The sequence below is a fragment of the Clostridium sp. FP2 genome (genome assembly GCF_011065955.2).
Lineage (GTDB): Bacteria > Bacillota > Clostridia > Clostridiales > Clostridiaceae > Clostridium_AD > Clostridium_AD tagluense.
Window position 1 is genome coordinate 553,636 of sequence record NZ_JAAMNI020000001.1, and the last position, 24,037, is coordinate 577,672.

General features: G+C 29.5%; 28 protein-coding genes, 1 pseudogene and 1 riboswitch. Of the genes and pseudogenes, 19 read left to right on the top strand and 10 right to left on the bottom strand.

Going from position 1 to position 24,037, the window contains the following annotated elements; translation table 11 throughout:
* The first annotated feature begins 22 nt into the window (after positions 1 to 22).
* Positions 23 to 736 (top strand): TVP38/TMEM64 family protein, encoded by a 714-nt coding sequence (locus G9F71_RS02655; RefSeq protein ID WP_164951000.1) that lies wholly within the window; start codon positions 23 to 25, stop codon positions 734 to 736.
* A 33-nt stretch (positions 737 to 769) separates the two neighbouring features.
* On the opposite strand, the gene G9F71_RS02660 is transcribed toward G9F71_RS02655, so the two are convergent.
* Positions 770 to 1,426: a TIGR01906 family membrane protein gene (locus G9F71_RS02660; protein WP_164950999.1), complete on the bottom strand. Its 657-nt coding sequence runs from the start codon at positions 1,424 to 1,426 to the stop codon at positions 770 to 772.
* A gap of 319 nt (positions 1,427 to 1,745) precedes the next feature.
* Here G9F71_RS02660 and groES point away from each other — a divergent pair, with 319 nt between their 5' ends.
* The 5 genes from groES (at position 1,746) to G9F71_RS02685 (ending at position 7,941) form a co-directional block, all read left to right on the top strand.
* Positions 1,746 to 2,033 carry a co-chaperone GroES gene (gene groES / locus G9F71_RS02665; protein WP_164945202.1) on the top strand — a complete coding sequence of 96 codons (288 nt, stop codon included), beginning with the start codon at positions 1,746 to 1,748 and terminating at the stop codon, positions 2,031 to 2,033.
* A 116-nt stretch (positions 2,034 to 2,149) separates the two neighbouring features.
* Entirely contained in the window at positions 2,150 to 3,778 is a 1,629-nt protein-coding gene (gene groL / locus G9F71_RS02670; protein WP_164950998.1) for a chaperonin GroEL, read from the top strand.
* Between the two features lie 182 nt (positions 3,779 to 3,960).
* Positions 3,961 to 4,058, top strand: a riboswitch (purine riboswitch).
* Positions 4,059 to 4,407: 349 nt separating this feature from the next.
* Entirely contained in the window at positions 4,408 to 5,862 is a 1,455-nt protein-coding gene (gene guaB / locus G9F71_RS02675) for an IMP dehydrogenase (protein ID WP_164950997.1), read from the top strand.
* Positions 5,863 to 5,894: 32 nt separating this feature from the next.
* Positions 5,895 to 7,430 carry a glutamine-hydrolyzing GMP synthase gene (gene guaA / locus G9F71_RS02680; RefSeq protein WP_164951071.1) on the top strand — a complete coding sequence of 512 codons (1,536 nt, stop codon included), beginning with the start codon at positions 5,895 to 5,897 and terminating at the stop codon, positions 7,428 to 7,430.
* A gap of 133 nt (positions 7,431 to 7,563) precedes the next feature.
* The gene (locus G9F71_RS02685) at positions 7,564 to 7,941 is read left to right on the top strand and encodes a phage integrase SAM-like domain-containing protein (protein ID WP_164950996.1); all 378 of its coding nucleotides are present in this window, start codon (positions 7,564 to 7,566) and stop codon (positions 7,939 to 7,941) included.
* A gap of 183 nt (positions 7,942 to 8,124) precedes the next feature.
* Here G9F71_RS02685 and G9F71_RS02690 read toward each other — a convergent pair whose 3' ends face one another.
* The 4 genes from G9F71_RS02690 to G9F71_RS02705 all read right to left on the bottom strand — a co-directional run bounded on the left by G9F71_RS02690 (position 8,125) and on the right by G9F71_RS02705 (position 9,307).
* Positions 8,125 to 8,340, bottom strand: coding sequence for a hypothetical protein (locus G9F71_RS02690; RefSeq protein ID WP_202017968.1), 216 nt, complete (start codon positions 8,338 to 8,340; stop codon positions 8,125 to 8,127).
* A gap of 59 nt (positions 8,341 to 8,399) precedes the next feature.
* Positions 8,400 to 8,612 (bottom strand): helix-turn-helix transcriptional regulator, encoded by a 213-nt coding sequence (locus tag G9F71_RS02695; protein ID WP_164950995.1) that lies wholly within the window; start codon positions 8,610 to 8,612, stop codon positions 8,400 to 8,402.
* A 13-nt stretch (positions 8,613 to 8,625) separates the two neighbouring features.
* Entirely contained in the window at positions 8,626 to 8,976 is a 351-nt protein-coding gene (locus tag G9F71_RS02700) for a DUF2178 domain-containing protein (RefSeq protein ID WP_202017966.1), read from the bottom strand.
* Positions 8,977 to 9,172: 196 nt separating this feature from the next.
* Entirely contained in the window at positions 9,173 to 9,307 is a 135-nt protein-coding gene (locus tag G9F71_RS02705) for an HTH domain-containing protein (RefSeq protein WP_164950994.1), read from the bottom strand.
* A 27-nt stretch (positions 9,308 to 9,334) separates the two neighbouring features.
* Between G9F71_RS02705 and G9F71_RS02710 the strand changes: the two are divergent.
* Positions 9,335 to 9,514 (top strand): annotated as a pseudogene (locus G9F71_RS02710) (SHOCT-like domain-containing protein); the annotation flags it as partial.
* Here G9F71_RS02710 and G9F71_RS02715 read toward each other — a convergent pair.
* From G9F71_RS02715 to G9F71_RS02735, 5 genes are all read right to left on the bottom strand, one after another.
* The gene (locus G9F71_RS02715; RefSeq protein ID WP_164950993.1) at positions 9,489 to 9,947 is read right to left on the bottom strand and encodes a hypothetical protein; all 459 of its coding nucleotides are present in this window, start codon (positions 9,945 to 9,947) and stop codon (positions 9,489 to 9,491) included. The pseudogene G9F71_RS02710 and the gene G9F71_RS02715 sit on opposite strands and share 26 nt — an antisense overlap.
* Positions 9,940 to 10,239 (bottom strand): hypothetical protein, encoded by a 300-nt coding sequence (locus G9F71_RS02720; RefSeq protein WP_164950992.1) that lies wholly within the window; start codon positions 10,237 to 10,239, stop codon positions 9,940 to 9,942. Before G9F71_RS02720 ends, G9F71_RS02715 begins: the two co-directional genes overlap by 8 nt.
* An 8-nt stretch (positions 10,240 to 10,247) precedes the next feature.
* Positions 10,248 to 10,388, bottom strand: a complete 141-nt coding sequence (locus G9F71_RS02725; RefSeq protein WP_164950991.1) for a hypothetical protein — start codon at positions 10,386 to 10,388, stop codon at positions 10,248 to 10,250.
* A 516-nt stretch (positions 10,389 to 10,904) separates the two neighbouring features.
* Positions 10,905 to 12,458, bottom strand: a complete 1,554-nt coding sequence (locus G9F71_RS02730; RefSeq protein WP_164951068.1) for a GxGYxYP domain-containing protein — start codon at positions 12,456 to 12,458, stop codon at positions 10,905 to 10,907.
* Positions 12,451 to 13,383, bottom strand: coding sequence for a fused DSP-PTPase phosphatase/NAD kinase-like protein (locus G9F71_RS02735; RefSeq protein WP_164950990.1), 933 nt, complete (start codon positions 13,381 to 13,383; stop codon positions 12,451 to 12,453). The genes G9F71_RS02730 and G9F71_RS02735 overlap by 8 nt, the downstream gene beginning before the upstream one ends.
* A 206-nt stretch (positions 13,384 to 13,589) precedes the next feature.
* Between G9F71_RS02735 and G9F71_RS02740 the strand changes: the two genes are divergently transcribed.
* From G9F71_RS02740 to G9F71_RS02795, 12 genes are all read left to right on the top strand, one after another.
* Entirely contained in the window at positions 13,590 to 14,984 is a 1,395-nt protein-coding gene (locus G9F71_RS02740) for a L,D-transpeptidase family protein (protein ID WP_164950989.1), read from the top strand.
* 141 nt (positions 14,985 to 15,125) lie between these two features.
* Positions 15,126 to 15,542 carry a hypothetical protein gene (locus G9F71_RS02745; RefSeq protein ID WP_164950988.1) on the top strand — a complete coding sequence of 139 codons (417 nt, stop codon included), beginning with the start codon at positions 15,126 to 15,128 and terminating at the stop codon, positions 15,540 to 15,542.
* A 213-nt stretch (positions 15,543 to 15,755) separates the two neighbouring features.
* Entirely contained in the window at positions 15,756 to 17,774 is a 2,019-nt protein-coding gene (locus G9F71_RS02750) for a hypothetical protein (RefSeq protein ID WP_164950987.1), read from the top strand.
* The gene (locus G9F71_RS02755) at positions 17,767 to 18,075 is read left to right on the top strand and encodes a zf-HC2 domain-containing protein (protein WP_164950986.1); all 309 of its coding nucleotides are present in this window, start codon (positions 17,767 to 17,769) and stop codon (positions 18,073 to 18,075) included. The genes G9F71_RS02750 and G9F71_RS02755 overlap by 8 nt, the downstream gene beginning before the upstream one ends.
* A gap of 19 nt (positions 18,076 to 18,094) precedes the next feature.
* A complete protein-coding gene (locus G9F71_RS02760; RefSeq protein ID WP_164950985.1) occupies positions 18,095 to 18,616 on the top strand; it encodes an RNA polymerase sigma factor in 522 nt (173 codons plus the stop codon).
* Positions 18,613 to 18,921: a zf-HC2 domain-containing protein gene (locus G9F71_RS02765; protein ID WP_164950984.1), complete on the top strand. Its 309-nt coding sequence runs from the start codon at positions 18,613 to 18,615 to the stop codon at positions 18,919 to 18,921. The genes G9F71_RS02760 and G9F71_RS02765 overlap by 4 nt, the downstream gene beginning before the upstream one ends.
* A 217-nt stretch (positions 18,922 to 19,138) precedes the next feature.
* The gene (locus G9F71_RS02770) at positions 19,139 to 19,693 is read left to right on the top strand and encodes an RNA polymerase sigma factor (protein ID WP_164950983.1); all 555 of its coding nucleotides are present in this window, start codon (positions 19,139 to 19,141) and stop codon (positions 19,691 to 19,693) included.
* Complete coding sequence (locus tag G9F71_RS02775) at positions 19,686 to 20,447, top strand: hypothetical protein (protein ID WP_164950982.1); 762 nt, start codon at positions 19,686 to 19,688, stop codon at positions 20,445 to 20,447. Before G9F71_RS02770 ends, G9F71_RS02775 begins: the two co-directional genes overlap by 8 nt.
* Before the next feature lies 1 nt (position 20,448).
* Positions 20,449 to 21,342, top strand: a complete 894-nt coding sequence (locus G9F71_RS02780; protein ID WP_164950981.1) for an ABC transporter ATP-binding protein — start codon at positions 20,449 to 20,451, stop codon at positions 21,340 to 21,342.
* Between the two features lie 4 nt (positions 21,343 to 21,346).
* Positions 21,347 to 21,589: a hypothetical protein gene (locus G9F71_RS02785; RefSeq protein WP_164950980.1), complete on the top strand. Its 243-nt coding sequence runs from the start codon at positions 21,347 to 21,349 to the stop codon at positions 21,587 to 21,589.
* A gap of 30 nt (positions 21,590 to 21,619) precedes the next feature.
* Positions 21,620 to 22,600, top strand: a complete 981-nt coding sequence (locus G9F71_RS02790; RefSeq protein WP_164950979.1) for a hypothetical protein — start codon at positions 21,620 to 21,622, stop codon at positions 22,598 to 22,600.
* Positions 22,601 to 22,616: 16 nt separating this feature from the next.
* On the top strand, positions 22,617 to 23,762 hold the full coding sequence (locus G9F71_RS02795) for a hypothetical protein (RefSeq protein WP_164950978.1): 1,146 nt from the start codon (positions 22,617 to 22,619) through the stop codon (positions 23,760 to 23,762).
* Positions 23,763 to 24,037: the final 275 nt, after the last annotated feature.

Consider the following 24,037-nt stretch of genomic DNA (forward strand, 5'->3'; position numbering starts at 1 on the left):
AGAATGATGAGGATAAAAAACAATGAAAATAATATGGAATTCTATCACAATAAAGCTATCAAAATATAAACAATATATAGTACTATCATCAGTCTTGCTGTTTTTCATATATATTGGATATGAATATTATTTCAAGTATTCATACATGTTTAAGAATCCCAATATATTAAAAGAAGTTATTCGTTCTTATGGGAATTTCAGCATTTTAGTTTTTATTCTGATGCAGGTTATACAAGTTGTCGTTTTCTTTATTCCAGGTGAATTTATACAAGTGGCTGGAGGATATATTTTTGGTACTTTCTTAGGTGGAATAATATCTTTAATGGGTATTACCTTAGGAAGTATAGTAGTATATTTTATATCTAATAACTATGGTAAGCTTCTTGTAGAAAAATTGATACTAAATAAGAAGGTAAAATTTTTTAGAAAAATATTAAAAGCAGGAAGTAAGAAATTTGTTGTATTTATATTTTATTTAATCCCAGGAATACCAAAAGATGCCCTAGCATATATATGTGGAGTATCAGATATTTCTTTTAAAGATTTCTTTATATATTCAACCTTAGGTAGAATTCCAGGCATTTTTATATCTTCTTACTTTGGACAAAAAATATATGCATGGGATGTTACAAGTTTAATAACTATAGGCATAACCATGACTATTTTATCCCTAATAGGAATATTTAAAGGGAATGCAATAATCAAGGCTATTATTAAAAAGAAAAAAACTTATTGAAAAATTAAGGAGATTGCATTTGATAATATCTTCTTATAAAGAATGCTGTTTTTTGTATTGTGATTTATATATACATCTTAAGGTTATGCTGATTATAATAATGGAGAAAATTATTAATAGTGAGCAATGAAAGAAAAAATCCTGTGGAAGGATTGTTATTATTGGGTCAGTTGTAACATCAAATAGCCAGTAATCATTGTTGAAGAAGATTTGATGAAAAACAGTGAAACTTTTATCGAAATTAATTATAAAAGGTATAAGTAACATTATTGGTATTATTATTAAAACTATGGAGCTGCGGAGCAAGTATCTTATTTTTTTATTCCTCTTGTTTACTAATACACCTAAAATGCTTATTAATATGGAGAAAAACAGCATTATCTTAAGTTTATCAAATATTACTTTAACTTCTTTAAAGTGAATTTTGCCATGATCAGATGAAGGAAGTGTTGGAAGATTGAATTCTTCACTTGTATTTTTGGTTAAATATGTAATTAAATAGTCGTAATTAGCTTTTAGTTCCCCTTTATTTAAATTGGTGGAATCTTCAATATTTAAAACATTAATATCCATATAATATAAGGGCTTAAAAAGCAAAGTGAAATAAACGCTTAAGGTTATAAAAGAAAAAGTAAAACACAAAATAAAAAATGTTTTTAACGAGAATTCAAAAAAAGTTTTTATATTCATAAAATCACCTCTGGTTATTAATTTTAACAATATATTAAAGCATATTCAATGATTATAATTATAAATAAGGCATATTAAATGGTGTTAAAATGCAATAGGAATACAAATTATAGAAAAATAAAGTAAATGAGAGATAAACTATAGAATTCCATGATAAACAAACATAGTTTGAATATCTGGCTATAAATGGTATAATATATAGAATAGACGAATTTGATATTATATCCATTATTAATTAGTATATTAGTTACAGGTTACATTAGCACTCAGATGTGCGGAGTGCTAACAAAAACAAAAAATATATAAGGAGGGGTTTAAAATGAACATTAGACCACTTAGTGATAGAGTATTAATTAAAAGATTAGAAGCAGAAGAAACTACAAAAAGTGGAATACTTCTTGCAGGGGCTTCAAAGGAAAAACCACAAGAAGCTGAGGTAGTAGCTGTAGGACCAGGAAAAGTTGAGGATGGAAAACTAATTAAAATGGAAGTTACAGTAGGGGATATAATATTATTCTCTAAATATTCAGGAAGCGAAATAAAATATGATGGGATTGAATATATCATATTAAAACAAGAAGAATTACTAGCTATAATTGAAAAATAATTTAATTAAACGCAATAATGATTAAGTGATAATCCAACAATTAAACAATAATATTAAATTATTGTTTAATTGTTGATAGATTATTATTTAATTATTAGCGTATAGGAGGGTTTAAAATGGCTAAAAATATATTATTTGGAGAAGACGCAAGAAGAGCTATGCAAAGAGGTGTAGATAAGCTTGCGGATACAGTTAAAATTACACTAGGACCCAAAGGAAGAAATGTTATTTTAGATAAAAAATTTGGTTCACCATTAATAACAAATGATGGTGTTACTATAGCTAGAGAAATAGAACTAGAAGATCCTTATGAAAATATGGGAGCACAACTTGTTAAAGAAGTTGCTACAAAGACAAATGATGTAGCAGGAGATGGAACAACTACAGCTACACTTCTTGCTCAAGCTATAATAAGAGAAGGTTTGAAAAATGTTACAGCTGGTGCCAATCCTATGCTAATAAGAACTGGTATAAAAATGGCTGTGGACAAAGCAGTTGAAGAAATCAAAAAATCTTCTAAACCAGTTAACGGTAAAGAAGATATAGCTAGAGTTGCTGCAATATCAGCTAGTGATGAAGAAATTGGAACTCTAATAGCTAATGCTATGGAAAAAGTAGGTAATGAAGGCGTTATAACTGTAGAAGAATCAAAATCTATGGGCACTGAGCTAGATGTAGTTGAAGGAATGCAGTTCGATAGAGGATATTTAAGTCCATATATGGTTACAGATCCTGAAAAAATGGAAGCAAACCTTGAAGAAGCTTATATTTTAATAACAGACAAGAAAATTACTAACATACAAGATATACTTCCAATACTTGAGCAAATTGTTCAACAAGGAAGAAAGCTACTTATAATAGCTGAAGATATCGAAGGTGAAGCATTAGCTACACTAGTTGTTAATAAATTAAGAGGAACATTTACTTGCGTAGCTGTTAAAGCTCCAGGTTTTGGTGATAGAAGAAAAGAAATGCTTCAAGATATAGCAATCTTAACTGGTGGAGAAGTTATATGTGAAGAACTCGGAAGAGAACTAAAAGATGTTACTGTTGATATGCTTGGAAGAGCTGAAAGTGTTAAGATATCTAAAGAAAACACTACAATAGTAAACGGAAAAGGTGAAAAAGATTCAATACATGATAGAGTTTCTCAAATTAAGAGACAAATTGAAGAAACTACATCAGATTTTGATAGAGAAAAATTGCAAGAAAGACTTGCTAAACTTGCAGGTGGAGTAGCTGTAATAAAAGTTGGAGCTGCTACTGAAACAGAACTTAAAGAAAAGAAACTCCGTATAGAAGATGCTCTTGCAGCTACAAAAGCAGCAGTTGAAGAGGGAATCGTACCTGGTGGTGGAACAGTTTATATTAATGCTATTTTAGAGATTGCCAAATTAACATCAGATATAGCAGATGTTCAAGTGGGTATCAACATAATTAAAAGAGCATTAGAAGAACCATTAAGACAAATAGTTACAAATGCTGGCGCAGAAGCTTCAGTTATAATAGAAAAAGTAAGAGAAAGCGCTGGAGAAGTTGGATATGATGCATTACGTGGAGAAATGGTAAACATGATAAAAGCGGGAATTGTAGATCCAACAAAAGTTGTAAGATCAGCACTACAAAACGCGGCATCTGTTGCAGCAACATTCTTAACAACAGAAGTTGCAGTAGCAGACATTCCAGAAAAAAATGCAGCTCCAATGGGCGGCGGACCAGGAATGGGAATGGAAGGAATGTACTAAAAGTAATTTAAATAATAATAATTTTAAATGAAAATATATTAAAATAAAAGAATTAACTAGGACTTAACCTAGTTAATTCTTTTATTCCGTTAAATATTAAAACTATGTTTCTAATAGTTTTAAGAATTAGTAAGAAATAGTCATTGACAAATTCTTAAACATTTACTATTATTAATAATAACTTTAAAAACAATAGCGTCACTCATATATCCCTTGAATATGGCAAGGAGTATCTACGGTCAGCCGCAAATTGACTACTATGAGTAATTTTAGTGTGAGCTTACTTTAGGCATGCTAATTTTACTTTAGTCAAAGTAGGATTGGTATGCCTTTTTATGCTTTGCAGCTTATGTAGAGTTGTGAGTGCAAAATTTTATTTTGCAGTCACAAAACTATACAAAGAGAGAATATTAGTAGCTCTCTATAGCTTAGCAGCTCTTGCTAGATAGCTTTAAACTTTTAATTTACCCCATATTTTAAGAGTTTGAAGCTATCATATTTTAAAAATATGGTATATATAAGTATTTTTATGCTAATTATAAAGGTGAATTACAAATATCCTAAATGGATATGAGTCTTAAACCTAATTTTATAAATTTAAAATAGAATTCTGAAAGGATGTTGATTAAATGGCAAAGATACTAAAACAAGCATATACATTTGATGATGTATTGCTAGTTCCAAATAAGTCAGAGGTATTACCTAGAGATGTTAGCTTAGTTACTTACCTTACAAAAAAAATAAAACTTAATATACCTCTAATTAGTGCAGGTATGGATACTGTTACTGAGTCTAGAATGGCTATTGCTATGGCTAGAGAAGGCGGAATAGGAATTATACATAAGAACATGAGTATTGAAAGACAAGCCGTTGAAGTTGACAGAGTAAAAAGACAAGAAAATGGCGTAATTACAGACCCTTTCTTTCTATCACCAGATAATCTTCTAGAAGATGCACTAGCATTAATGAGTAAATATAGAATATCAGGAGTTCCAATTACAACAAAGGGTAAATTGGTTGGAATAATTACTAATAGAGATATAGTTTTTGAGACTGATTATAGTAAAAAAATCAAAGATATAATGACAAGTGAAAATTTAATTACTGCATCAGAAGGAACAAGTATGGAAGAGGCTAAACAACTTCTTAAAAAACATAAAATAGAAAAATTACCTTTAGTAGATAGTGAAAACAATTTAAGAGGACTTATCACAATAAAAGATATAGAGAAAACTATAAAATTCCCTATTGCTGCAAAGGATTCTAGGGGAAGATTATTATGTGGGGCAGCTGTTGGTGTAACAGCAGATATGATGGAGAGAGTAACAGCATTAGTAAAGGCTGGAGTAGATGTAGTAACTCTAGATACAGCTCATGGTCATTCTTCAGGAGTAATGGACGCAGTAAGGAAAATAAAATCTGTTTACCCAGAACTTCAAATAATAGCAGGAAATATTGCTACGGCGCAGGCAACCCGCGATTTAATTGAGGCAGGAGCTGACTGTATAAAAGTAGGCATAGGTCCTGGATCAATTTGTACTACAAGGATTGTAGCTGGAGTAGGAGTTCCACAACTCACAGCAGTTATGGATTGCGTAGAAGAGGGAAATAAATACGGAGTACCTGTAATTGCAGATGGTGGCATAAAATATTCAGGAGACATAGTTAAGGCCCTAGCCGCGGGAGCTAAAGTAGTTATGATGGGATCTATGTTTGCAGGATGCACTGAAGCACCAGGTGAAATGGAAATCTATCAAGGAAGAAGCTATAAGGTATATAGAGGCATGGGTTCACTAGCTGCTATGGCTTGCGGAAGCAAGGATAGGTATTTCCAAGAAGGAAATAAAAAGTTAGTGCCAGAAGGAGTAGAAGGAAGAATACCATTTAAAGGAGACGTTGTAGAAACTATATATCAACTGATTGGTGGTATACGTTCAGGAATGGGATATTTAGGATCAGCAACTCTAGAACAATTATTTGAGACTTCAACCTTTGTTATTCAAAGCTCAGCAGGACTAAGAGAAAGTCATCCACATGACGTACACATTACAAAAGAAGCACCAAATTATAGCGTAAATAACTAAGGAAAAAACCTTAAGCCTACAAGGAGGAAAAAATATTGAATAATAGAGAATTAATATTAGTAGTTGACTTTGGTGGTCAATATAACCAACTTATTGCAAGAAGAGTTAGAGAAAATAATGTTTACTGTGAGATAATACCATACACATTTTCAGCGGAAAAAATAAAAAATATGAATCCAAAAGGAATAATATTCACTGGCGGTCCTAATAGTGTATACGCCAGCGGTGCTCCAAAAGTGGAAAAAGAAATATTTGAGATGGGTGTTCCCATTTTAGGAATATGCTATGGTGCTCAATTAATGGCACAAACTTTTGGTGGGAAAGTTATAACACCTGATGTTCGTGAATATGGCAAAATAGAAGTTGACCTAAGCAAGGATGCTATTATTTTTGCAGGAATAGACGAAAACCAATGCTGGATGAGTCATACAGACCATATATCTAAAGTACCAGAAGGATTTGATATAATAGCAACTACTAAAGATTGTCCTGTAGCTGCTATGGCTAATGTTTCTAAAAAGCTCTATGGAGTTCAATTTCACCCAGAAGTAAAACATACTCTTTTTGGTGAAGAAATGATTAGAAAGTTCTTATATGATGTATGCGAAGTTAAGGGTGATTGGTCAATGTCATCTTTTGCGCAGGAAAAAATAAAAGCTATAAAAGAACTAGTTGGAGATAAAAAGGTGCTTTGTGCTCTTTCTGGAGGAGTGGATTCCTCAGTTGCTGCAATGCTTGTACATAAAGCCATAGGAAAGCAGTTAACTTGCGTATTCGTAGATCACGGTCTACTCAGAAAAGATGAAGGAGACCAAGTTGAAACAATATTCAAAGGCGAATTTGATATGAATATAATAAGAGTTAATGCTCAAGATAGATTCTTAGGTAAGCTTAAAGGTATAAGTGATCCAGAGCAAAAGAGAAAGATAATTGGAGAAGAATTTATAAGAGTTTTTGAAGAAGAATCTAATAAACTCGGACAATTAGATTTTCTTGTGCAAGGAACAATATATCCTGATGTAGTTGAAAGTGGTACTGCGACTTCAGCTACTATAAAGAGTCATCATAATGTTGGAGGACTTCCAGAAGATATGCATTTTGAACTAATAGAGCCACTGCGTGAATTATTTAAAGATGAGGTTAGAGCAGTTGGAGAAGAAATTGGAATTCCTCATTACCTAGTATGGAGACAGCCATTCCCAGGACCAGGTTTATCTATAAGAGTACTTGGAGAGATAACAGATGAAAAATTATTTATAACTAGAGAAGCTGATGCGATATTCAGAGATGAAGTAGCTAAAGCAGGACTAGAAAGTGAAATATGGCAATACTTTGCATGTCTGCCTAACATTAAGTCCGTTGGAGTTATGGGAGATGAGAGAACTTATTGTCATACAGTTGCTCTAAGGGCTGTAACTAGCTCAGATGGAATGACTTCAGATTGGGCTAGGATACCATATGAAGTATTAGATAAGGTATCTAGAAGGATTGTTAATGAAGTTAAAGGGGTAAACAGAATTGTTTATGATATTACCTCAAAACCACCTTCAACAATTGAGTGGGAATAGAATAAACCACTTCTAGATGCAGTAATGCCAATGTTTATATAAAATAAAAAGTGTCTTAGATTTATTTTTTAATGAAGATAAATCTAAGGCACTTTTTCGTGTTTTTGTGTCTTAAAAAGGAGGTAGTTTAAAGGTGAAGTATGGAGAAGTCAAAGGTACTCAATTATTCAAGCAGAGGCAGGAATGTAAAAAAACTTACAAGGAATTATTTGAGGAACTTGTATTATCTGCAAAAATTAAAGGAAGAAGTAAATATACACTAAAAAGTTATCATTATCACAATAAATATTTCATGCAATTTATTGGTGAGAACACTTTATGTAATATTATCAATCAACAAACTTTAGAGAATTACATTTTATATATGCGAGATGGAAAAGGTTTAACCAATGGTGTGACGATTAATAGTTATTTACACAATATAAGTCCTATTTTAAAGTTTGGCTCTAAAAGAGCCTATTTAAGTGATTTTCAAAATATCACCTCTCACTGTAAATTTACAGTGAGTTAATTCGTATTAAATTAATGATTTAAGAGTAATTTAATTATTAATTACATAACTTTTTCTATAGGTTTTTGAAATACATAAAACTGATGTAATAATTTTATTACACTTGTAAAAATTTATGAAAAACTGCTATAAATAAAAAGGAGCTAAACTTTAAAATACAGCCTAACTCATTAAATTCACAAACTATTTAATAAAAAGGGATACAACTCCTATAAGTATCATTATAATTCCACCTAGAAATTGTCCTAGTCCAGAAGCTTCTCCCATTAATAACAAGTAAAAAATATTATTTTTTCTTTGGGACTTTCCTACCAAAATGTTCTCTTTTTTCATCTGATACCTTCCCCATAATACTAAAAGCACTCCAAAAATTATAGCAAACAGTTTTAAAATTATCATAATATTTTCCTCCGTTTATTGATTATTATTTGTATTTTTGCCAACAATTCCATTACATACTATTCTTGTAATTGGTCCTCTTCTTCAAATATAAAAGTTTCTTCAATTGGTAATTTAAAAACTGAAGATATTTTATATGCTAGTAAAACAGATGGATTATATTGTTGTTTTTCTAAAGATATAATTGTTCTTGAAGATACGCATACTTTATCAGCTAAGTCTTGTTGTGTTATTCCATGTTCTAAACGCAATTCTTTTACTCTATTTTTCATACAGTTCTCCTAATTAAAGAAAATGATTATAATATTTTTTAGCTAATCCGTTAGTAATCATACAAAATATTATAATGATAAATAAAGTAGTATCTGTTGGGATGGAGATCCATCTTAAAAGAAACATCATAAGTAAAATCACAATCATTAAAGTATTCATGGTAAAGAGAGAAGCTTTTCCGTCTATTAAATCATCTCTCTCATCATATTGCTTTGATAGTTCACTTTCCAACTGTTTGCGATTGGCATTACATTTAACATGATGAATTATAGTGTAAACTAAAAGCATTGATCCTACGAATAAATTTATAATACCAAAATACAATTCATCTGTAGTATTAGTTTTGGTGTAATTGAAAATCATTTCAAAAACTCCCATTGTAAGAATTACTAATGAGAATAAATAAAGCTGTGTAAATTTATTTTTCATACAAATCGCTCCTAATATAGTATAATGTGAAATTAACTTCATATGAAGTTTGTTTCATGTGAACTTAACTTCATATTACGCTGTCTTGGAGTAAATGTCAAGAAAAAAATTATTTTATTTATTTTATTGTTTAATTTGTAGGTAGTTCTTCTTCAATATTCTTGCGACCTCTTGCATTAAAGGCATCAACAATTATAATTCCAGACTTCAGCTCATGGATCCCATTCCTTATAGTATCACGGCTAACATTAAACTCTTTAGCCACTGCTGATTGACCGCCTTTATCAATTGACTTTATGAAGTTTCTTATCCAACGGTAAGGCTTCGTTTAGATAAACTTATTCAAAAAATTGAAATTAACGATAAAAAATTTAATGAACCTTTTACATCTTTTATCAAAGAACTTGCATTGGATGAGAAAATAGATTTGGAGACAGCTAAACTTATCATTGATCAATATAAACATACCTAGCATCTCCATTACCACATCCAAAAGCTGTATCAACAGCAAACCAATACGGGCCTTCAGTAATTTTAAAAGTGGCACTATGAATATTAAAATATTGTAGCTGCATATAGCTAACAGTGTGTAATAATTGATTTTCTTTAATTATAGCTAAGGCTTCTTCTTTAGATATTGAATTTTCTAAATTGGATTCAACAACAAGATCAAAGTTAATAAAGCTTCTTCTATCGAACCATGCACCTTTTCTTAGACCATTTTTAGTTACGCCTACTACTAAAACTAAGGGCTGACCTGCAACTGAATTAGTAATAGAATCTATTTTTTTTATATCAGTTTTTATATACGTATTGATACCAACTAAAGGCTTATAAAACAATGTTGGAATGAGTATCAGAAAAAGTATAAAACATACAAGTAGTATAATTAATCTTTTATTCATATAACCTCCAAAATACTTTAATAATATAATAAGATTCATTTGTATCATAATTTTCTGTATAGCCATTAAATACAACAGAATGATAACCATACACTTTGTCTGCTGTTTTATGACCCCGATATAAGATAGTACCAGGATTGTTAGCATTGATTTGAGATTTAAGGTTAACATAATTCTTAGTCATAAGTACTGAAGCGAAACCATAACCTCTAGTTGTAAAATAGGATTGTAATCCATTAATATAGCCATCTATAATTGTAGCATCACCAACAATTACGCTAAACGTCCCCATTAGATTCTTTATTTCTTTACGCCACTACTTGTGTCAATATTCAAATCAACACTTGCGTCGTTTGTAAAATAGAAAGTTTCTTCTTTTTGAGATGTATCTTCTATTTTAACACCATACACAAAAGATTCTTCCATTTTAACACCATACATAGAAGGCCCATCATAAATTAATGTTTTTTGTTTTTTATTAGTATTTTTAAATTTTGTGGAAATATAGCTTTCTAAGTACCTGTTGTAAGGTGATTCCCCTAAAGCGTATTCTAAAATTTGATTGTCTGATGGTCTTAGTAAAACATATCCAATAATATCATTTTTATTAGTTATGTTAAATAGGTATGCGCTTAAATCGCCAGTAGAACCATATATGCTAACTTTTTTACTGATGTCTTTGTTTTTCCAAATAGTAAACTCCTCATTACTTTCGAGCGAATTTAAAAACGTTGCTATTCTTTTTTCATGAAAATCTCATAGGCCACCTTCAACTATTGAGTGGGAATAAGATAAAGAATTATAAACCTAGCAATATCAATAAAATGTTATAAAAAAGAGTATCTATGATATTTTCTATAAAGAGAAATGTCATAGATACTCTTTTTGCTTTTTAATAATTAAATTGCTAGATAGATTTGGGCGTAGCTATGAGGATATAATGAGACAATGGAATAACTACTGCTTAACATTCGTCTTTATAAGTTCCATAAATGTTTCAGGTGTGACTATTCTCACTTTAGAATTTTCCTTTAGTTTATTTACAACCCTTTCAATATTACTAAGGCTTTTGCTCCAAACATGAACATAAACAAAGGTATAACTATTAGCATTATTAATATCTACTTGCCCAGAGTTAATCCGTTTATTAATATTTTCCACTAACTCATTTTCACTTTCCAGACTATCCCAAAGTAAATCTCTACAGGACACTATAGGCTTATTATTTGACCAAATAATTTCTCCATGATAGTTGTCATGCCTATGATAATCAAGATAAAAGAGTCCGCGAATATTAGGCTTAACAGTAAATTTACTCCAAAGCTCATTATTGTGAAAAGAGGAGTCATCAATAATTGCTATATAGCTCTGATCTACCTTTTCCATATAATCGTTTAATCTATTAATATACATTCCAAGCGTATTCTTATCAAATTTACTTGGGTACATATAGCCATTTCCAGATGGTGGTACTATAAAATAATCATTAGTAGAACCATGAGCTGCACTCTCATAATATAAGTTAAATACAGTAGGCGCTAGGTAATATAAGGATGGACTTAAGGACCAACCCAAATTGAATCTACCCTTATAAGGGGAACCATACCATTTGTGAGAACCATAATTAGTTCCAAGGTTCCACTGCTCATTATCCCCATCAGACATAATAAATGTTACATTATGAACATTTTCTTTACTTAGAACATTCATTAACGTTTTTTGAGTCATTGGTAATGAAGGAAATGAACTTAAAACAGTTAAATTATAAGACCAATCTGCAGCAACCATACTAATACCATATTTTGAGGTTGTACTAACATTAATAAATTCATCTGGTCCCCAACCGAGGCAAATGGAGTCATTTTCCATGGAAGAAAATATTTTATCGCGAAGAGATGTATCGTTAATTTTATCCTCATAAAATACTAGTGATTTGGTCATTATGGCATAATCTCTTAACGCGGAAGCTTTGCCTGGAGATAACTCAATTACTATGGAATGGTTGAGTCCAGAATTCCATAAATTATTGTAAGCCCAGGCTTCATCTGTGTTCCTACAGTCACCTTTAATATTTGTGATACCATAGGTGCGTACTTTATCTTGGATAACTTCATCAACTGCAATGCAATTATTTAATGAGGCAAGTGAACAAGCATTATTTATTGAAGGATCTTTCAGAGATTTATTATTATAAAGTACATATCCATCTATATAATCTTTAAATATATCTAATAATCTCCATGGCTCTGAGACATTTTCATATGAAATTCCATATCTATTTTTTAAATCATCTAGCCATATTTGATAATCTGGTTGTGAGGTGTTAAGTGTATATATTTGAGATGAGGAATGACTATTAACCAACCCTTGAAGAGTAGTTATCATTGTTCTTTCACTAGACGTCATTGAGTTTTGAGAAACAACATATAAATAAGTTGGAATTGTAGGATTTTTTATATAATTATTAGTATCGAGAGTTTTTCTCCAATCACTCCATGTAATATTAATCATCAATATTTTCCTTGCAATATTTATAAAAGTTTTGCAAAAAATTAATTCTTTCATTATTGTTAAAAGATTTAATATGACTCTCATCAAAATTTGCTAATAATAGTTGCCTATTTATAATATCATCAGCTGCAACTTGGTGGGAATTTTTAAGCATATCATACATAATCATGAAGGTAGTAGTCCTTCCTATTCCTTGTTTGCAGTGAAAATGAAGCCAGGTATTTTTAGGTTGTATCTTTACTAACGCAACAAAGTAATCGACCATGTCATCTGATGGCACCTTCCCATCAGTAACGGGGATGCGAATATATGATAGTGATTTAGAATTAACAAGATAATCTTCATCTTCAACTTCTCTTGGAACTATAGTTATATTGGGATGATTATAATAAGTAATAGGCACACCTAATTTAATACTACTTAGTTTAATATATTCGTCTAATAAAACTTGACCCATTGTTAAACCTATGTTAGCATCATTTCTTGCATTAGTCCAACTAACAGGAGTTCCATTAATAAATCCGTGTGATTCTTGTCTTAAGTCAATAACTGTTATAGGTAATGAGGCCCCTATACTATCTATTATATGAGGTAAATTGAACTTGGAAAATTGTTGACTACCAGAAATGTTTAATGTGTTTAATCCACTAAGATTTAATTCTTTATTGCTTTGCGTATTTATTAAATCAGAAGATTTACGAAAATGTTTTGGCATGTCATTATAATTTTGAGAATCTGAAACAAGATTTATATTGTTGTCATTTAAGGCCACTTCAGAAGCCTGGTTCATTCCACTTTTTACTTCTCTAGGAGATATGTTTTTATCATAACACCTTATCATATTGGCAAACATAATTTCATTGTTCACCTGCATATATTTATTTAATTTCAGCATGTTATAGAAATAAGGATACCTGGTATACATATAAAACCTCCAAAAAATATAATATTACAATATATTATGCTAAAGAAATGTTTTGGTACTGGTTCCAAATTAAATCTATGTTTGAAGTAACAGATAAAAACAAATTTCAGACTTACTATCTACATCTTTAGTTTTAAAATCAAAAATACAAACATATTATAAACTAGTTATAATATTTAAATTTTAGATGAAAGGTATAAATCGGTATGAAGAATGTTGATATAAAAAAGCTTTTTAGAAGCAAGGGGACAGGAAATGTTATTATTTTCATAGCTTCAATTTTACTAATATATTTAATTATTTCCCTATACTTTTCTAAGCATTTCTTTTTTAATACGGTAATAAATGGGGTAGATGTGTCATTAAAAGCACATGAAGATACAGAGGATGCAATTAGAGGATATGTTATAGATTATAAGTTACAGTTAGCAGAAAGAAATGGGGAAATAGAAGAGATAATAGGAAGAGATATAGGAATGGAGTACAATGAAAAAAATAGTATTGATAAAGTTTATCCAGGGCGAAACTCTTTTAAATGGATAATTTCATTACTAAAGGATCAAAAATATTATGTTGAAGATTTATTTGTTTACAATAAAGATAATTTAAAAAATAAGATAAATGGATTAAATTGTTTAACTGCAGATATTATAGAACCTCAGAATGTAAGCTTTAAGTATATAAATGGTTCCTATAAAGTCATTGAAGAAGTATATGGAAATAAGATAATTAAAGATAAATTATATGAAAATATAGAAATGGGCATATTAAAAGGAGTAAGAAAATTAGATTTAAATGAAACCCGTTGTTATGAAAATCCAAGGTACACTTTAAGTTCTTATAAAGCGCTTGTTACTAAGAATTTACTAAATGAGTATGTGAAAGCAAAAATCACTTATAAATTTGGGAGTGAAAAGGAAATATTAGATGGAAATATAATAAATGAGTGGCTTAGTATTGATAAAAATTTAGAAACGGTCATAAGCAAAATAGCAGTTATGAAATATGTTAAAAAATTAAGTAAAAAATATGATACCGTTGGAATTGCAAGAAAATTTAAAACCTCTATGGGAAAAATAGTAGAAGTTAGCGGTGGACTTTATGGATGGAAAATTAATCGTGAGGCTGAAACAGAAGCATTATTAGAAAATATAAAACTTGGTAATGTATTTGAAAAAGAACCTATATATACTAATAAGGCTTTATATAGGGCGGAAAATGAAATAGGCAATACTTATGTAGAAGTTAATATAACAAGGCAGCATTTATGGTTTTATAAAAATGGAGAGCTTATAACACAAGGTTCTATCGTCACAGGGAATCCAAATAGAGGACGTTCTACTGTCCTTGGAACTTATATGCTTAATTATAAACAAAAGGGAGCAACATTAACTGGACCTGGTTATGAAGCTCCAGTAACTTATTGGATGCCTTTTTTCGGGAATATAGGAATACATGATGCAAGCTGGAGATATTCTTTTGGAGGAGAGATATATAAGAGAAGAGGAAGTCATGGATGCATAAATGCTCCAATATATTTGGCTAAAGCAATTTTTGATAATATAGAAGAGGGAACTCCGATTATTTGTTATGAAGAATAAAACTATTTATAAGAAGATGATTATAAAACATAATATATATTAAAGTATGGCATAATAAATATATAAATATTAGGTAGCAAATTGAAGAATGTATTTAAAAAGTATTTAAAAATAAATATATATTTGAAGGGTGTGTGAAAAATGAATAAATTAGAAAAGCTAATAGATGCTGGATATAAGGTGAAAATCCAATCAAGTTCTAAATTTTGTTTAACTTTAGATGATGAAACACCTTGTATGAGCTTTAATTCGGATAGTATAGAGGAAGCTATTGATTCAGCTTATGACTTTGTAAAAGAAAAGAAAAAAGTAGCAAATAAAACTGAAACAGAAGAGAAAATAACAGATTACAAAATTATAATTGATGTACCACAAAAACAAGAACTAAAAATTGATGAAGATATGCTTAATGGGGAATTTAAAACCACAACTACTATTAGATTGTATTCAGAAGTTTGGGAGCAGTTTAAGGATTTTACCCAGACATATAAAGACTATAAAAGCATGGATTTAGTTAGCATGGCACTTCTAGAATATATTGAGAAATATAAAGAATAATGTATAAGAATAGATATTCAACAATTAGTAATTATTATATAAAGTGGTTTGGCTTAGGCTGAATCTTTTTTTTATGCTCTCACCTCCTATGGTTGAATATTAACTTACTAAATTGCTATTTTTGTAGTGTAACTTTTTTTTGATTTTTGCGTCTATAAATAAGAAGCTTCGAAAAAAATTAATATCAATAAATGAAAAGGAGATTTTATATATATGGCATTCTTACAAAAAATAATGGAGCACTTTCAAAACTTAGTTATATTAAGTGATTTTTCAATTAAGTTAATAGGGATATGTCTTGTTTTAACAGCTATATTATCCCTTTATTATCTGTTTTTCAAATCACAGCTTTACGAAAAATATATGCCTTGGTTAGGTGTAGCTATAAGGGTTTTAATGTTTATAGGGTTTACAATAGAATTTGCTCATCACGCTAAAATAAGCCCGCTAATGGATTATTCTGAAGGGAAAGAGTATGCCATGGTTCAGCTTTCAAAATATGTATTCTTTGCCTATATTCTTGTAGTTGGGGTTTATGATGTTCTTACAATAGGTATAAATAAATTCAGAGGCTTTTTTTACAGTTTCGATATAGCCATGGTAAGTATACCGGTTATATATGCTTTTACCTCAGCAGCAATTTATTTACCAAAAGAAGGATTTGATTTAACCAGTCTTTTATATTTAGTACTGCTGATTATTATGGTTTTAATGATTTTTCTGTTTTTTCAAGTCTACTGGAAACAAAACATAAAATGGTATGTTATATTTTTTCTAGTGGCAATTCCCGAAGTAAGTATTTTATCTTATTTGAAATCTGAATTCCCTTATGCTCTGGCTATATTTCTATTATTGCTAGGACTATATGAATGCTCAAGGCATATAGTGGAGCACATAAAAGTTAAAAGTACAAAGGCTTTATGGAATGGGTTAAAGCTATGTTCATCAACATTTATTTTAGTAGTTGTTATATTTGGATTAACCTTTTGTGGAATTAATCCAATAAGAAGCAATGAGAGTAGCACGGTTTACATGTTATTCAACAAAAGTATCAAGTTAGCTACAGTGCAAGAGGCTGAAAAGGCAGCTAGAACTGCATTAGGAGATGATAAAAGTAAATTTGCATTAAATTCAGTAACCTCAATGGATTTTTATAATTTTTTCTATATTATTCTAGGTGACTATAAAGTGGATGTCAGTGAGGGTACAGGAAAAGTATCTCAAATTCATAATAGTAATCCAAAGAAAGCTAAGGAACCCGGTACATTAAAACTTCATGAAGTTAAGGATAAAACAATTTATTTTTTAAAACAATGTGGCTACACTTATGAAGCTAAAAAAACAGAAATGAATATTCAAGAGAAAGATAACAAATATGAAGTGGTAATTAAAAATAAATTTTCTAATGGCAAATCAGATAACTTAGAGGATTCAAACAATCTAGAAATTAGTTGGTTTAAAAATGGAAAACTTAGTGATATGCTTGGGTTTGGTAACTTACTAGATTTAAAAGATTATAAGGAAATTAAAATAAATGAAAATGTAATTGAAAAAAGTATAAGCACATGGTATGGAAAGCTTGGAGAAAAAGTCCCAACTTATGCATTAGACGGTTTATCTGGTTTCATATCTTATTGCAAATATAATACATTGAATATAATCTGTGATAATGGTAATTATCTAATGTTAGATATTAAAGATGGTACTGTGCGAAGTTTTCAGCGTGATAGACGAAGTAGGGTAGAATTTGATAAAGCCCTATACGAAAAGTATCAAGACAAAGTCCTAGAGTTGTATGAAAAAATAATTCCAAACAATGAGAAAAGTAAATATATACTTAATAATAAAGATAATGGATATGCTTCCTACTCATTTATAAATGAAAACGAAGGAGTAATTAGTGAAATAGATATCAGTCTAGATAATCGGGGTAAACTTAGTTCTTATGGACAATTTAGCTATGGAAATAGAAGGGTATACAACGGAAAAGAATTTAAAGTTTCCCAAAATCAAGCCCTTAAGCTAGTAACTAATAAATACAAATTCTTTAATATATATACCAAAAGAGCTAAACTTATTGAAGAATTACAGCCCAGTGGTGATACTAAGCTAAAGTGGATGGTCGTTATAATGCCTTATATGAGTAGTGAACATCATATATATTTTGTTGATGTAAATAATGGAGAGATTAATGCTCTTCAAAACTATAGGGGAGGGTTAAGAAATGAATAGAGATAAAAATATATGTTCTGCATTTAAAGACTTATATCCTTCCTATATAGATGGAATGGTTGAGGATGAAACAAGGCTGTGGATGGATAGGCATATACAAGAGTGCGAGGATTGTTGTATATGGATAAAAAGTTACAAGGGAGACAGTGATCTTAAGGAAACCAGTCATATTATCCAGGTGGATACTTCAATATTTGAAGAAGATAAAAAAGCAATAAAAAAGGCTAGAATATTTATAGCACTTGGTTTGGTAGCAGTAATAATGCTGGCCATATGGACATCAATATGGATATTCGTATGAAGTATAGGAGTGCAATTTTATGAATGAGCAAGTAAAGACACTAGAGGATATTTATAAAAAACATAGGGTAGATATTTATAAATATTTATATTACCAAACAACTAATTGTCATGTTTCCGAAGAACTTTGCCAGGAAGTGTTTTTAAAGGCATTTAAAGGACTTAGTTCTTATGAGGGCAGGTCTTCTATAAAAACTTGGATCTATAGCATAGCACATAATGTATATGTATCCTGGTATAGAAAAGAGATAAAAATCGAGAGTGTTCCCTTGGAGCAAAATATAATTAGTTCTTTAGTGGCAATAGACGGTAACCCAGAAGCTATTATAGAAAACAAAGAAAACACTGAGCAAGTAACAAAAATTTTATATAAATTAAAAGAGGAATATAGAACAGTATTAATTCTATGTGAACTTAATGAACTATCCTATGAGGAGATAGCTAATACTTTAAATTGGAATTTATCTAAGGTTAAGATTACTATTTATAGAGCCAGAATTCAGTTCAAAACATTCTTTGAAAAAGAAGGTGATTTACTGTGAAGTGCAGTGTAATTAGAGACTTGCTACCGCTTTATGAAGAAAAACTATGCAGGGCAGAAACCGTTAAGTTATTAGAAGAGCATCTTAAAAACTGTTCTGAGTGTAAAATACTTTATGATGATATGCATGAAGATATTGGACTCAAGGAAGTTGTAGGATTAGTTGAGCCTGTAGATAGTTATAAACTTGATATAGAGCATGAATTTTGGATGAAATATTATGGCAATCTTATATTAAGGAGTGTGGCTATTTTCTTAATGGTATATATAATAACTATTTCTATTGGTATGATTTTTAAAATGTGAAAAACAAGTATAACCACCCTTTACGAAGGGTGGTTATACTTGTTTTCTAAATGAATATATAATTATTTGAACTAGTAGTATTTACATTTTAACAATTTTCAACTTTTATATCCTACTAACGATAAATAACTAATAATATTAATATTTTAAAACTATTTGAACTGTTTTTACGAATATATAAATAGAATGCTTAGAAAGTGAGAGTTAGTGGTGAAATATGGACAAGCAAAAACAATGGATTAGGCAGATTAAATTAAAATCAAATGAAGTTGCAGCAAATGAGCTTATTTATAAATACTATAAAGAAATATATGCCTATATATATAAACAAACATTAAATAAAGAGCTATCTATGGACCTTACACAGGAAATATTTATAAATATGTTACAATCCATAAACAATTACGATGAAGGCAAAGCTGCATTTAGAACTTGGCTGTATAAAATAGCAACCAATAAGCTTATGGATTATTATCGCTCAAGAAACTATAAATACAATACTATAGTGATGTCTATTAATGATTATGATTTACATGATACTGAGGATTTTACAATTAATATTGAGAATAAACAGGAGGCTCAAAATATTATAAATATAGTAAATAGATTTGATGCCTCTTCTCAGCTAATTCTTAGACTTAAAATTTTTGCACAGTACACCTTTTTAGAAATATCAGAGGTGCTTAATATATCCGAATCTACAGTAAAAACAAGGTATTATTCAATAATTAAAAAAGTTAAAATAATTTTAGGGGAGGATAAAAATGGGTAAACATGAGCCTTATATAGATTTTCCAGATGATAGCACAATAAAATTTCAAATAAACAGTATAGTAGCCAAAGGGCTTAATCCCCAACAATCATTTTATTCTTATGTAAAAAACATGTATAAACAAATAGGTCTAAGAAATTTATTTCATGACATAACGGAGATTGTTTTCGCAGTCGCAATTATCCTGTCGGTTCTAGTTTTTATATCTATTAGCTCTAACATTCAAAAGAATATAGAAAATGGAAGTATATATTCTTTTATTTTTGTGTTCTCACCTATTTTATATTTAGTTATATCCTTAGTATCTTTTATAAACACAAAGCAAAAGGATACCTATGATATAGAAATGACCTGTAAATATAATATATATCAGTTAGCGGCCGTTAGAATGCTTGTGTTTAGTGTTTTTTGCATCACTTTTAATATTTCATCTCTCTATTTGTTATCTGCACTTTATAAACAAATAAACTTCCTACAAGCTTTCATGATTTCAGTTACTTCTCTGCTGTTATTTTCAATAACTTTTTTATATATAATTTTTAAAATGCATTCGAAATTTACAGTATTTTTTGTAATATTTGCTTGGGTAATTATAAACTTAGGAGTAGCCACATTTAGCACGGAAATTTATAATATGTTTCTAAATGAGATTCCTATTTACGTATATTTGGTTGTAACTATTACTTGTTCATGTGTTTATATTAATAACCTTAAAAAACTTATTACTTTTAAAAATATAAAAGGGGTGATTTAAAATGCTAGTAGTTAACAATGTTAGTAAGGATTTCGGAGATTTTTGTGTGCTTAAAAATATTAATCTTGAGTTTGTAAATGGTGTTTATGGTTTACTCGGACCTAATGGTGCAGGTAAAACCACGCTGATCAAGATGCTTACTACACTCATTTTCCCCACCAATGGGGAGATACTATACAATGGTACTGATATAGTAAAACTAGAAGAGAAATATCGTGATATATTAGGTTATCTGCCCCAAGAATTTGGATATTACAAAAGCTATAGTCCTAGACAATATCTGATATATATATCAGCACTAAAAGGCATGGATCATAGTAAGGCTAAAGACAAAGTAGGAGAGCTTTTGAAGCTTGTTGGACTTGAAAATGTAGAAAATAAAAAAATGAGAAAGTTTTCTGGAGGTATGATTCAGCGTGTAGGCATAGCTCAAGCAATGCTAAATGACCCTAAGATTCTCATTTTAGATGAGCCTACTGCTGGCCTGGACCCAAAGGAAAGAGTGCGATTTAGAAATATACTTTCAGAACTATCAAGAGACAGAATAGTTATTCTTTCAACTCATATAGTATCAGACGTGGAGTCCATAGCAAATGAAATTATTATGATAAAAGATAAGAAAGTGCTTTATAAAGATAACATCAGAAGTATTTGCAAAATAATTCAAGGGTATGTTTATGAAACAGAAATCGAGTTTGACCATGCTCAGGGCTTTAGAAAACAATATTTATCATTATCTGAGAAACAAGAAAATGGAAAGTTAGTAGTTAGGTTTATTTGTGAAGAGCCTATTGGTAATGAGTCTACTCGTGATAATTGGAGGGCTGTTTCAGCAAACTTAGAGGATGTATTTCTCTATGTTTACCAAGATGAACCATTAGTACAGGAGTCATAGAGTTATGCGTATAAAATTGTATGAACTTAAAAAGGTGATTAAGTCCCCAGTTGTAATTGGATTAATAGCTATATTTATTGCTTTTAATATTTTTATTATATTCAGTAATACACATCTCACAAGTGAATTAAAAATTTTGAATAAGATTGTAGACAAATTTGGTTATAAAATAAGTGACAAAATGATGGATGACTTTGGAGTATATTATAATGAGCAGCTAAAGAAGTTAAATAGCATTACTTCATGAAAGACTTCTAAAACCTATGAGTCTGCTGCAATGCTTTTAAATGATTATAAGCAAGTTGATATTTACAAAAAAGAAGAGCTTGAATTTTTTAATGAAGTAAGGGTTATAGAAAACTATTATTATACTGCAAAAGATATTGATAAAAATTACAAGAATATTGATATAGTACAAATTGGAGAGTCTGGATTAGCTATGTGCAGGCTTAGTGGTAAGGCTGCTGCTACAGTAAGAACGCAGTATTCAAAGCTATCTAAAAGATTTGACAAATTAAAAGAAAATGGCGAATATAAGAATTTATTTTTCATAGGAAAAGCTTATAAAATGCATACATTACTCTTTAAAACTTTGTTTAGGGCTTTTATTTACGAAATAATGATTTTAGTTGTTCTTATTACAGGATATTTGACTAACTATGAGTTTGAAAACAAGACTCAATCTGTAGTATATGCAACCAAGAGAGGAAGAAAGCTTGATATAGATAAATTTTATGTATCTATATTTTCCAGTATACTGGTTACCACAATAATTATTGCTATTTCACTGGTAGTATATTTTAGTGTAGTAAGCTATTCTGGACTTTTGGGTGTGCCTATAAGCAGTGGATTCAATTGGGAGTATGGACCATATATATCTTGGTGGAATATGTCGTTTGCTAAATATTTGTTTTATTGTATTGGGCTTGTTTATTTATGTGAAATACTTTTTACGTGCATTACTTTTATAATATCAAGTTTTATAAAAAACAGCTATATAGTTTTCTTTACCTTTGCCATAATATTTGGAATAGCCCTAGTTATACCAGGTGTTATGCCAGTTAACAGTAATGCTGTTTTCCTAGCTTACGTCACCCCTTTTGCACTTATCTCAAATCCGTTTTTGTGGTTTATGGAAAAAGGCCCTTTTGCTACTTTTAAGTATTATGAAGTTATTACAATAGCTGTATGGTTACTGATTCTCTTAACTATATGTGGCATATGCATAAGAAGATTTAAAAAACAAAATCTGTATTAGGGAAAGGAAGTATATCATGAGGATAGTTTTTAATGAGATAAAGAAAATTTTTAATTTTAAGATGGTTATTATGATTATGTTTATTAGCTTAATAATGTATTATCTATTCATAAGTTTTGATTTTAAATATTTTCCTAATGGAAGACCAGAAAAGGACAATTATAAAATAAGTATTCAAATGTTAAAGGATTATGGGACTTCTATGGATAAAAAGGAATTTATAAACTTTAAGGAACTATACAATAACCAGATTCAGGAAGCTAACAAGTATCTTAAGGCTAGGCCAGAGTTTGCATCTGCAGGAATAACTACCTATAAAAAATTCAAAGCAATAGATAGGAATAATGAGAAGTTATATAAATTACACGATAAAGTTGTTTTTGAGGATAATGTAGATATTTTCTGGGAATTGCAGGCTCGAGAAGGATTAATAGAAGCATACGAATATATTAATGAGTTTGTAAATAGCAATTTTTCTGATTTAAATAAAAATCAAATAAAAAGATATAATGAAATAGTTAAAAATGGTTCTATAACATCGATACTTCCATGGTTTGTTTTTGAAAATTATAATAGGTTAATAAAAAGTGTAGCAATGCTTATAGTCTTAAGTATAATATTTATGATTTCACCTATTTATATAAAGGATAGTATAAATAAGGTAAATTACCTTCAATATACATCTAAGACAGGAAGAAAAATATTTAAGAATAAGCTAGTTTCAGCGTTAATATCAAGCTTTATAATAATAAGCATACATCTTGCTTGTTTTTTCATGTTATATTCACATAATAAAGTAGGAATGTTTTTAAATTCTAGCATAAATTCAGTTTTTAACAATAGGTTATACTGGTATAATATTAACTTTGTGCAATATATAGCACTTACAATAATAGCAATATATGTTTTAGGCTTTGCTGTTACTTTAATAGTAACTTTTATTTCAAGAATAGCGCCTAATTATATAACTCTTATAGGAGTACAAGTGCCAATAACTTTTATTATCATAACTATGTCTTCTAAATACCTTATGGACAGGTTAACAAATATTTGGTTTCCTAAATATTTTTTACCTTTAGCTTATTTCATTTTAGTCTCTATTGGATTGATACTTATAAATATTAGGTGGAAAAAAGAAAAAGTGGTAGATATTATTAATTAAATATTTATTTGTAAGGTGATACCCTTTTTAAAAAATATACTAATCAGTTATTGGCTAGTATTTTTATAGGAATAGAATAAAATTAACTAATTATAATCAATACGTAGATAGCATAATTTTAAAAAGTGTTTATGATATTTCTTTAATTAAGAAAATGTTATAAACACTTTTTGTATTATAATTATAAAGAATTTATTAAGTTTCATGACAAGCTATAATATGATTATATAATATAAATTGTAAGAGATACAATATTGAAATATCTAATAGGGCAT

Coding starts and splice junctions, on each gene's coding strand:
- G9F71_RS02790 (WP_164950979.1), top strand. CDS start 21,620: ATGCTTTTAAATGATTATAAGCAAGTTGATATTTACAAAAAAGAAGAG.
- G9F71_RS02780 (WP_164950981.1), top strand. CDS start 20,449: ATGCTAGTAGTTAACAATGTTAGTAAGGATTTCGGAGATTTTTGTGTG.
- G9F71_RS02750 (WP_164950987.1), top strand. CDS start 15,756: ATGGCATTCTTACAAAAAATAATGGAGCACTTTCAAAACTTAGTTATA.
- G9F71_RS02770 (WP_164950983.1), top strand. CDS start 19,139: ATGGACAAGCAAAAACAATGGATTAGGCAGATTAAATTAAAATCAAAT.
- G9F71_RS02700 (WP_202017966.1), bottom strand. CDS start 8,976: ATGATTTTCAATTACACCAAAACTAATACTACAGATGAATTGTATTTT.
- G9F71_RS02795 (WP_164950978.1), top strand. CDS start 22,617: ATGAGGATAGTTTTTAATGAGATAAAGAAAATTTTTAATTTTAAGATG.
- G9F71_RS02690 (WP_202017968.1), bottom strand. CDS start 8,340: ATGATAATTTTAAAACTGTTTGCTATAATTTTTGGAGTGCTTTTAGTA.
- G9F71_RS02655 (WP_164951000.1), top strand. CDS start 23: ATGAAAATAATATGGAATTCTATCACAATAAAGCTATCAAAATATAAA.
- G9F71_RS02745 (WP_164950988.1), top strand. CDS start 15,126: ATGAATAAATTAGAAAAGCTAATAGATGCTGGATATAAGGTGAAAATC.
- G9F71_RS02695 (WP_164950995.1), bottom strand. CDS start 8,612: ATGAAAAATAGAGTAAAAGAATTGCGTTTAGAACATGGAATAACACAA.
- G9F71_RS02760 (WP_164950985.1), top strand. CDS start 18,095: ATGAATGAGCAAGTAAAGACACTAGAGGATATTTATAAAAAACATAGG.
- G9F71_RS02720 (WP_164950992.1), bottom strand. CDS start 10,239: ATGGGGACGTTTAGCGTAATTGTTGGTGATGCTACAATTATAGATGGC.
- G9F71_RS02730 (WP_164951068.1), bottom strand. CDS start 12,458: ATGATTAATATTACATGGAGTGATTGGAGAAAAACTCTCGATACTAAT.
- G9F71_RS02785 (WP_164950980.1), top strand. CDS start 21,347: ATGCGTATAAAATTGTATGAACTTAAAAAGGTGATTAAGTCCCCAGTT.
- G9F71_RS02715 (WP_164950993.1), bottom strand. CDS start 9,947: ATGAATAAAAGATTAATTATACTACTTGTATGTTTTATACTTTTTCTG.
- G9F71_RS02740 (WP_164950989.1), top strand. CDS start 13,590: ATGAAGAATGTTGATATAAAAAAGCTTTTTAGAAGCAAGGGGACAGGA.
- G9F71_RS02735 (WP_164950990.1), bottom strand. CDS start 13,383: ATGTATACCAGGTATCCTTATTTCTATAACATGCTGAAATTAAATAAA.
- groL (WP_164950998.1), top strand. CDS start 2,150: ATGGCTAAAAATATATTATTTGGAGAAGACGCAAGAAGAGCTATGCAA.
- G9F71_RS02755 (WP_164950986.1), top strand. CDS start 17,767: ATGAATAGAGATAAAAATATATGTTCTGCATTTAAAGACTTATATCCT.
- groES (WP_164945202.1), top strand. CDS start 1,746: ATGAACATTAGACCACTTAGTGATAGAGTATTAATTAAAAGATTAGAA.
- G9F71_RS02725 (WP_164950991.1), bottom strand. CDS start 10,388: ATGTATGGTGTTAAAATGGAAGAATCTTTTGTGTATGGTGTTAAAATA.
- G9F71_RS02775 (WP_164950982.1), top strand. CDS start 19,686: ATGGGTAAACATGAGCCTTATATAGATTTTCCAGATGATAGCACAATA.
- guaB (WP_164950997.1), top strand. CDS start 4,408: ATGGCAAAGATACTAAAACAAGCATATACATTTGATGATGTATTGCTA.
- G9F71_RS02660 (WP_164950999.1), bottom strand. CDS start 1,426: ATGAATATAAAAACTTTTTTTGAATTCTCGTTAAAAACATTTTTTATT.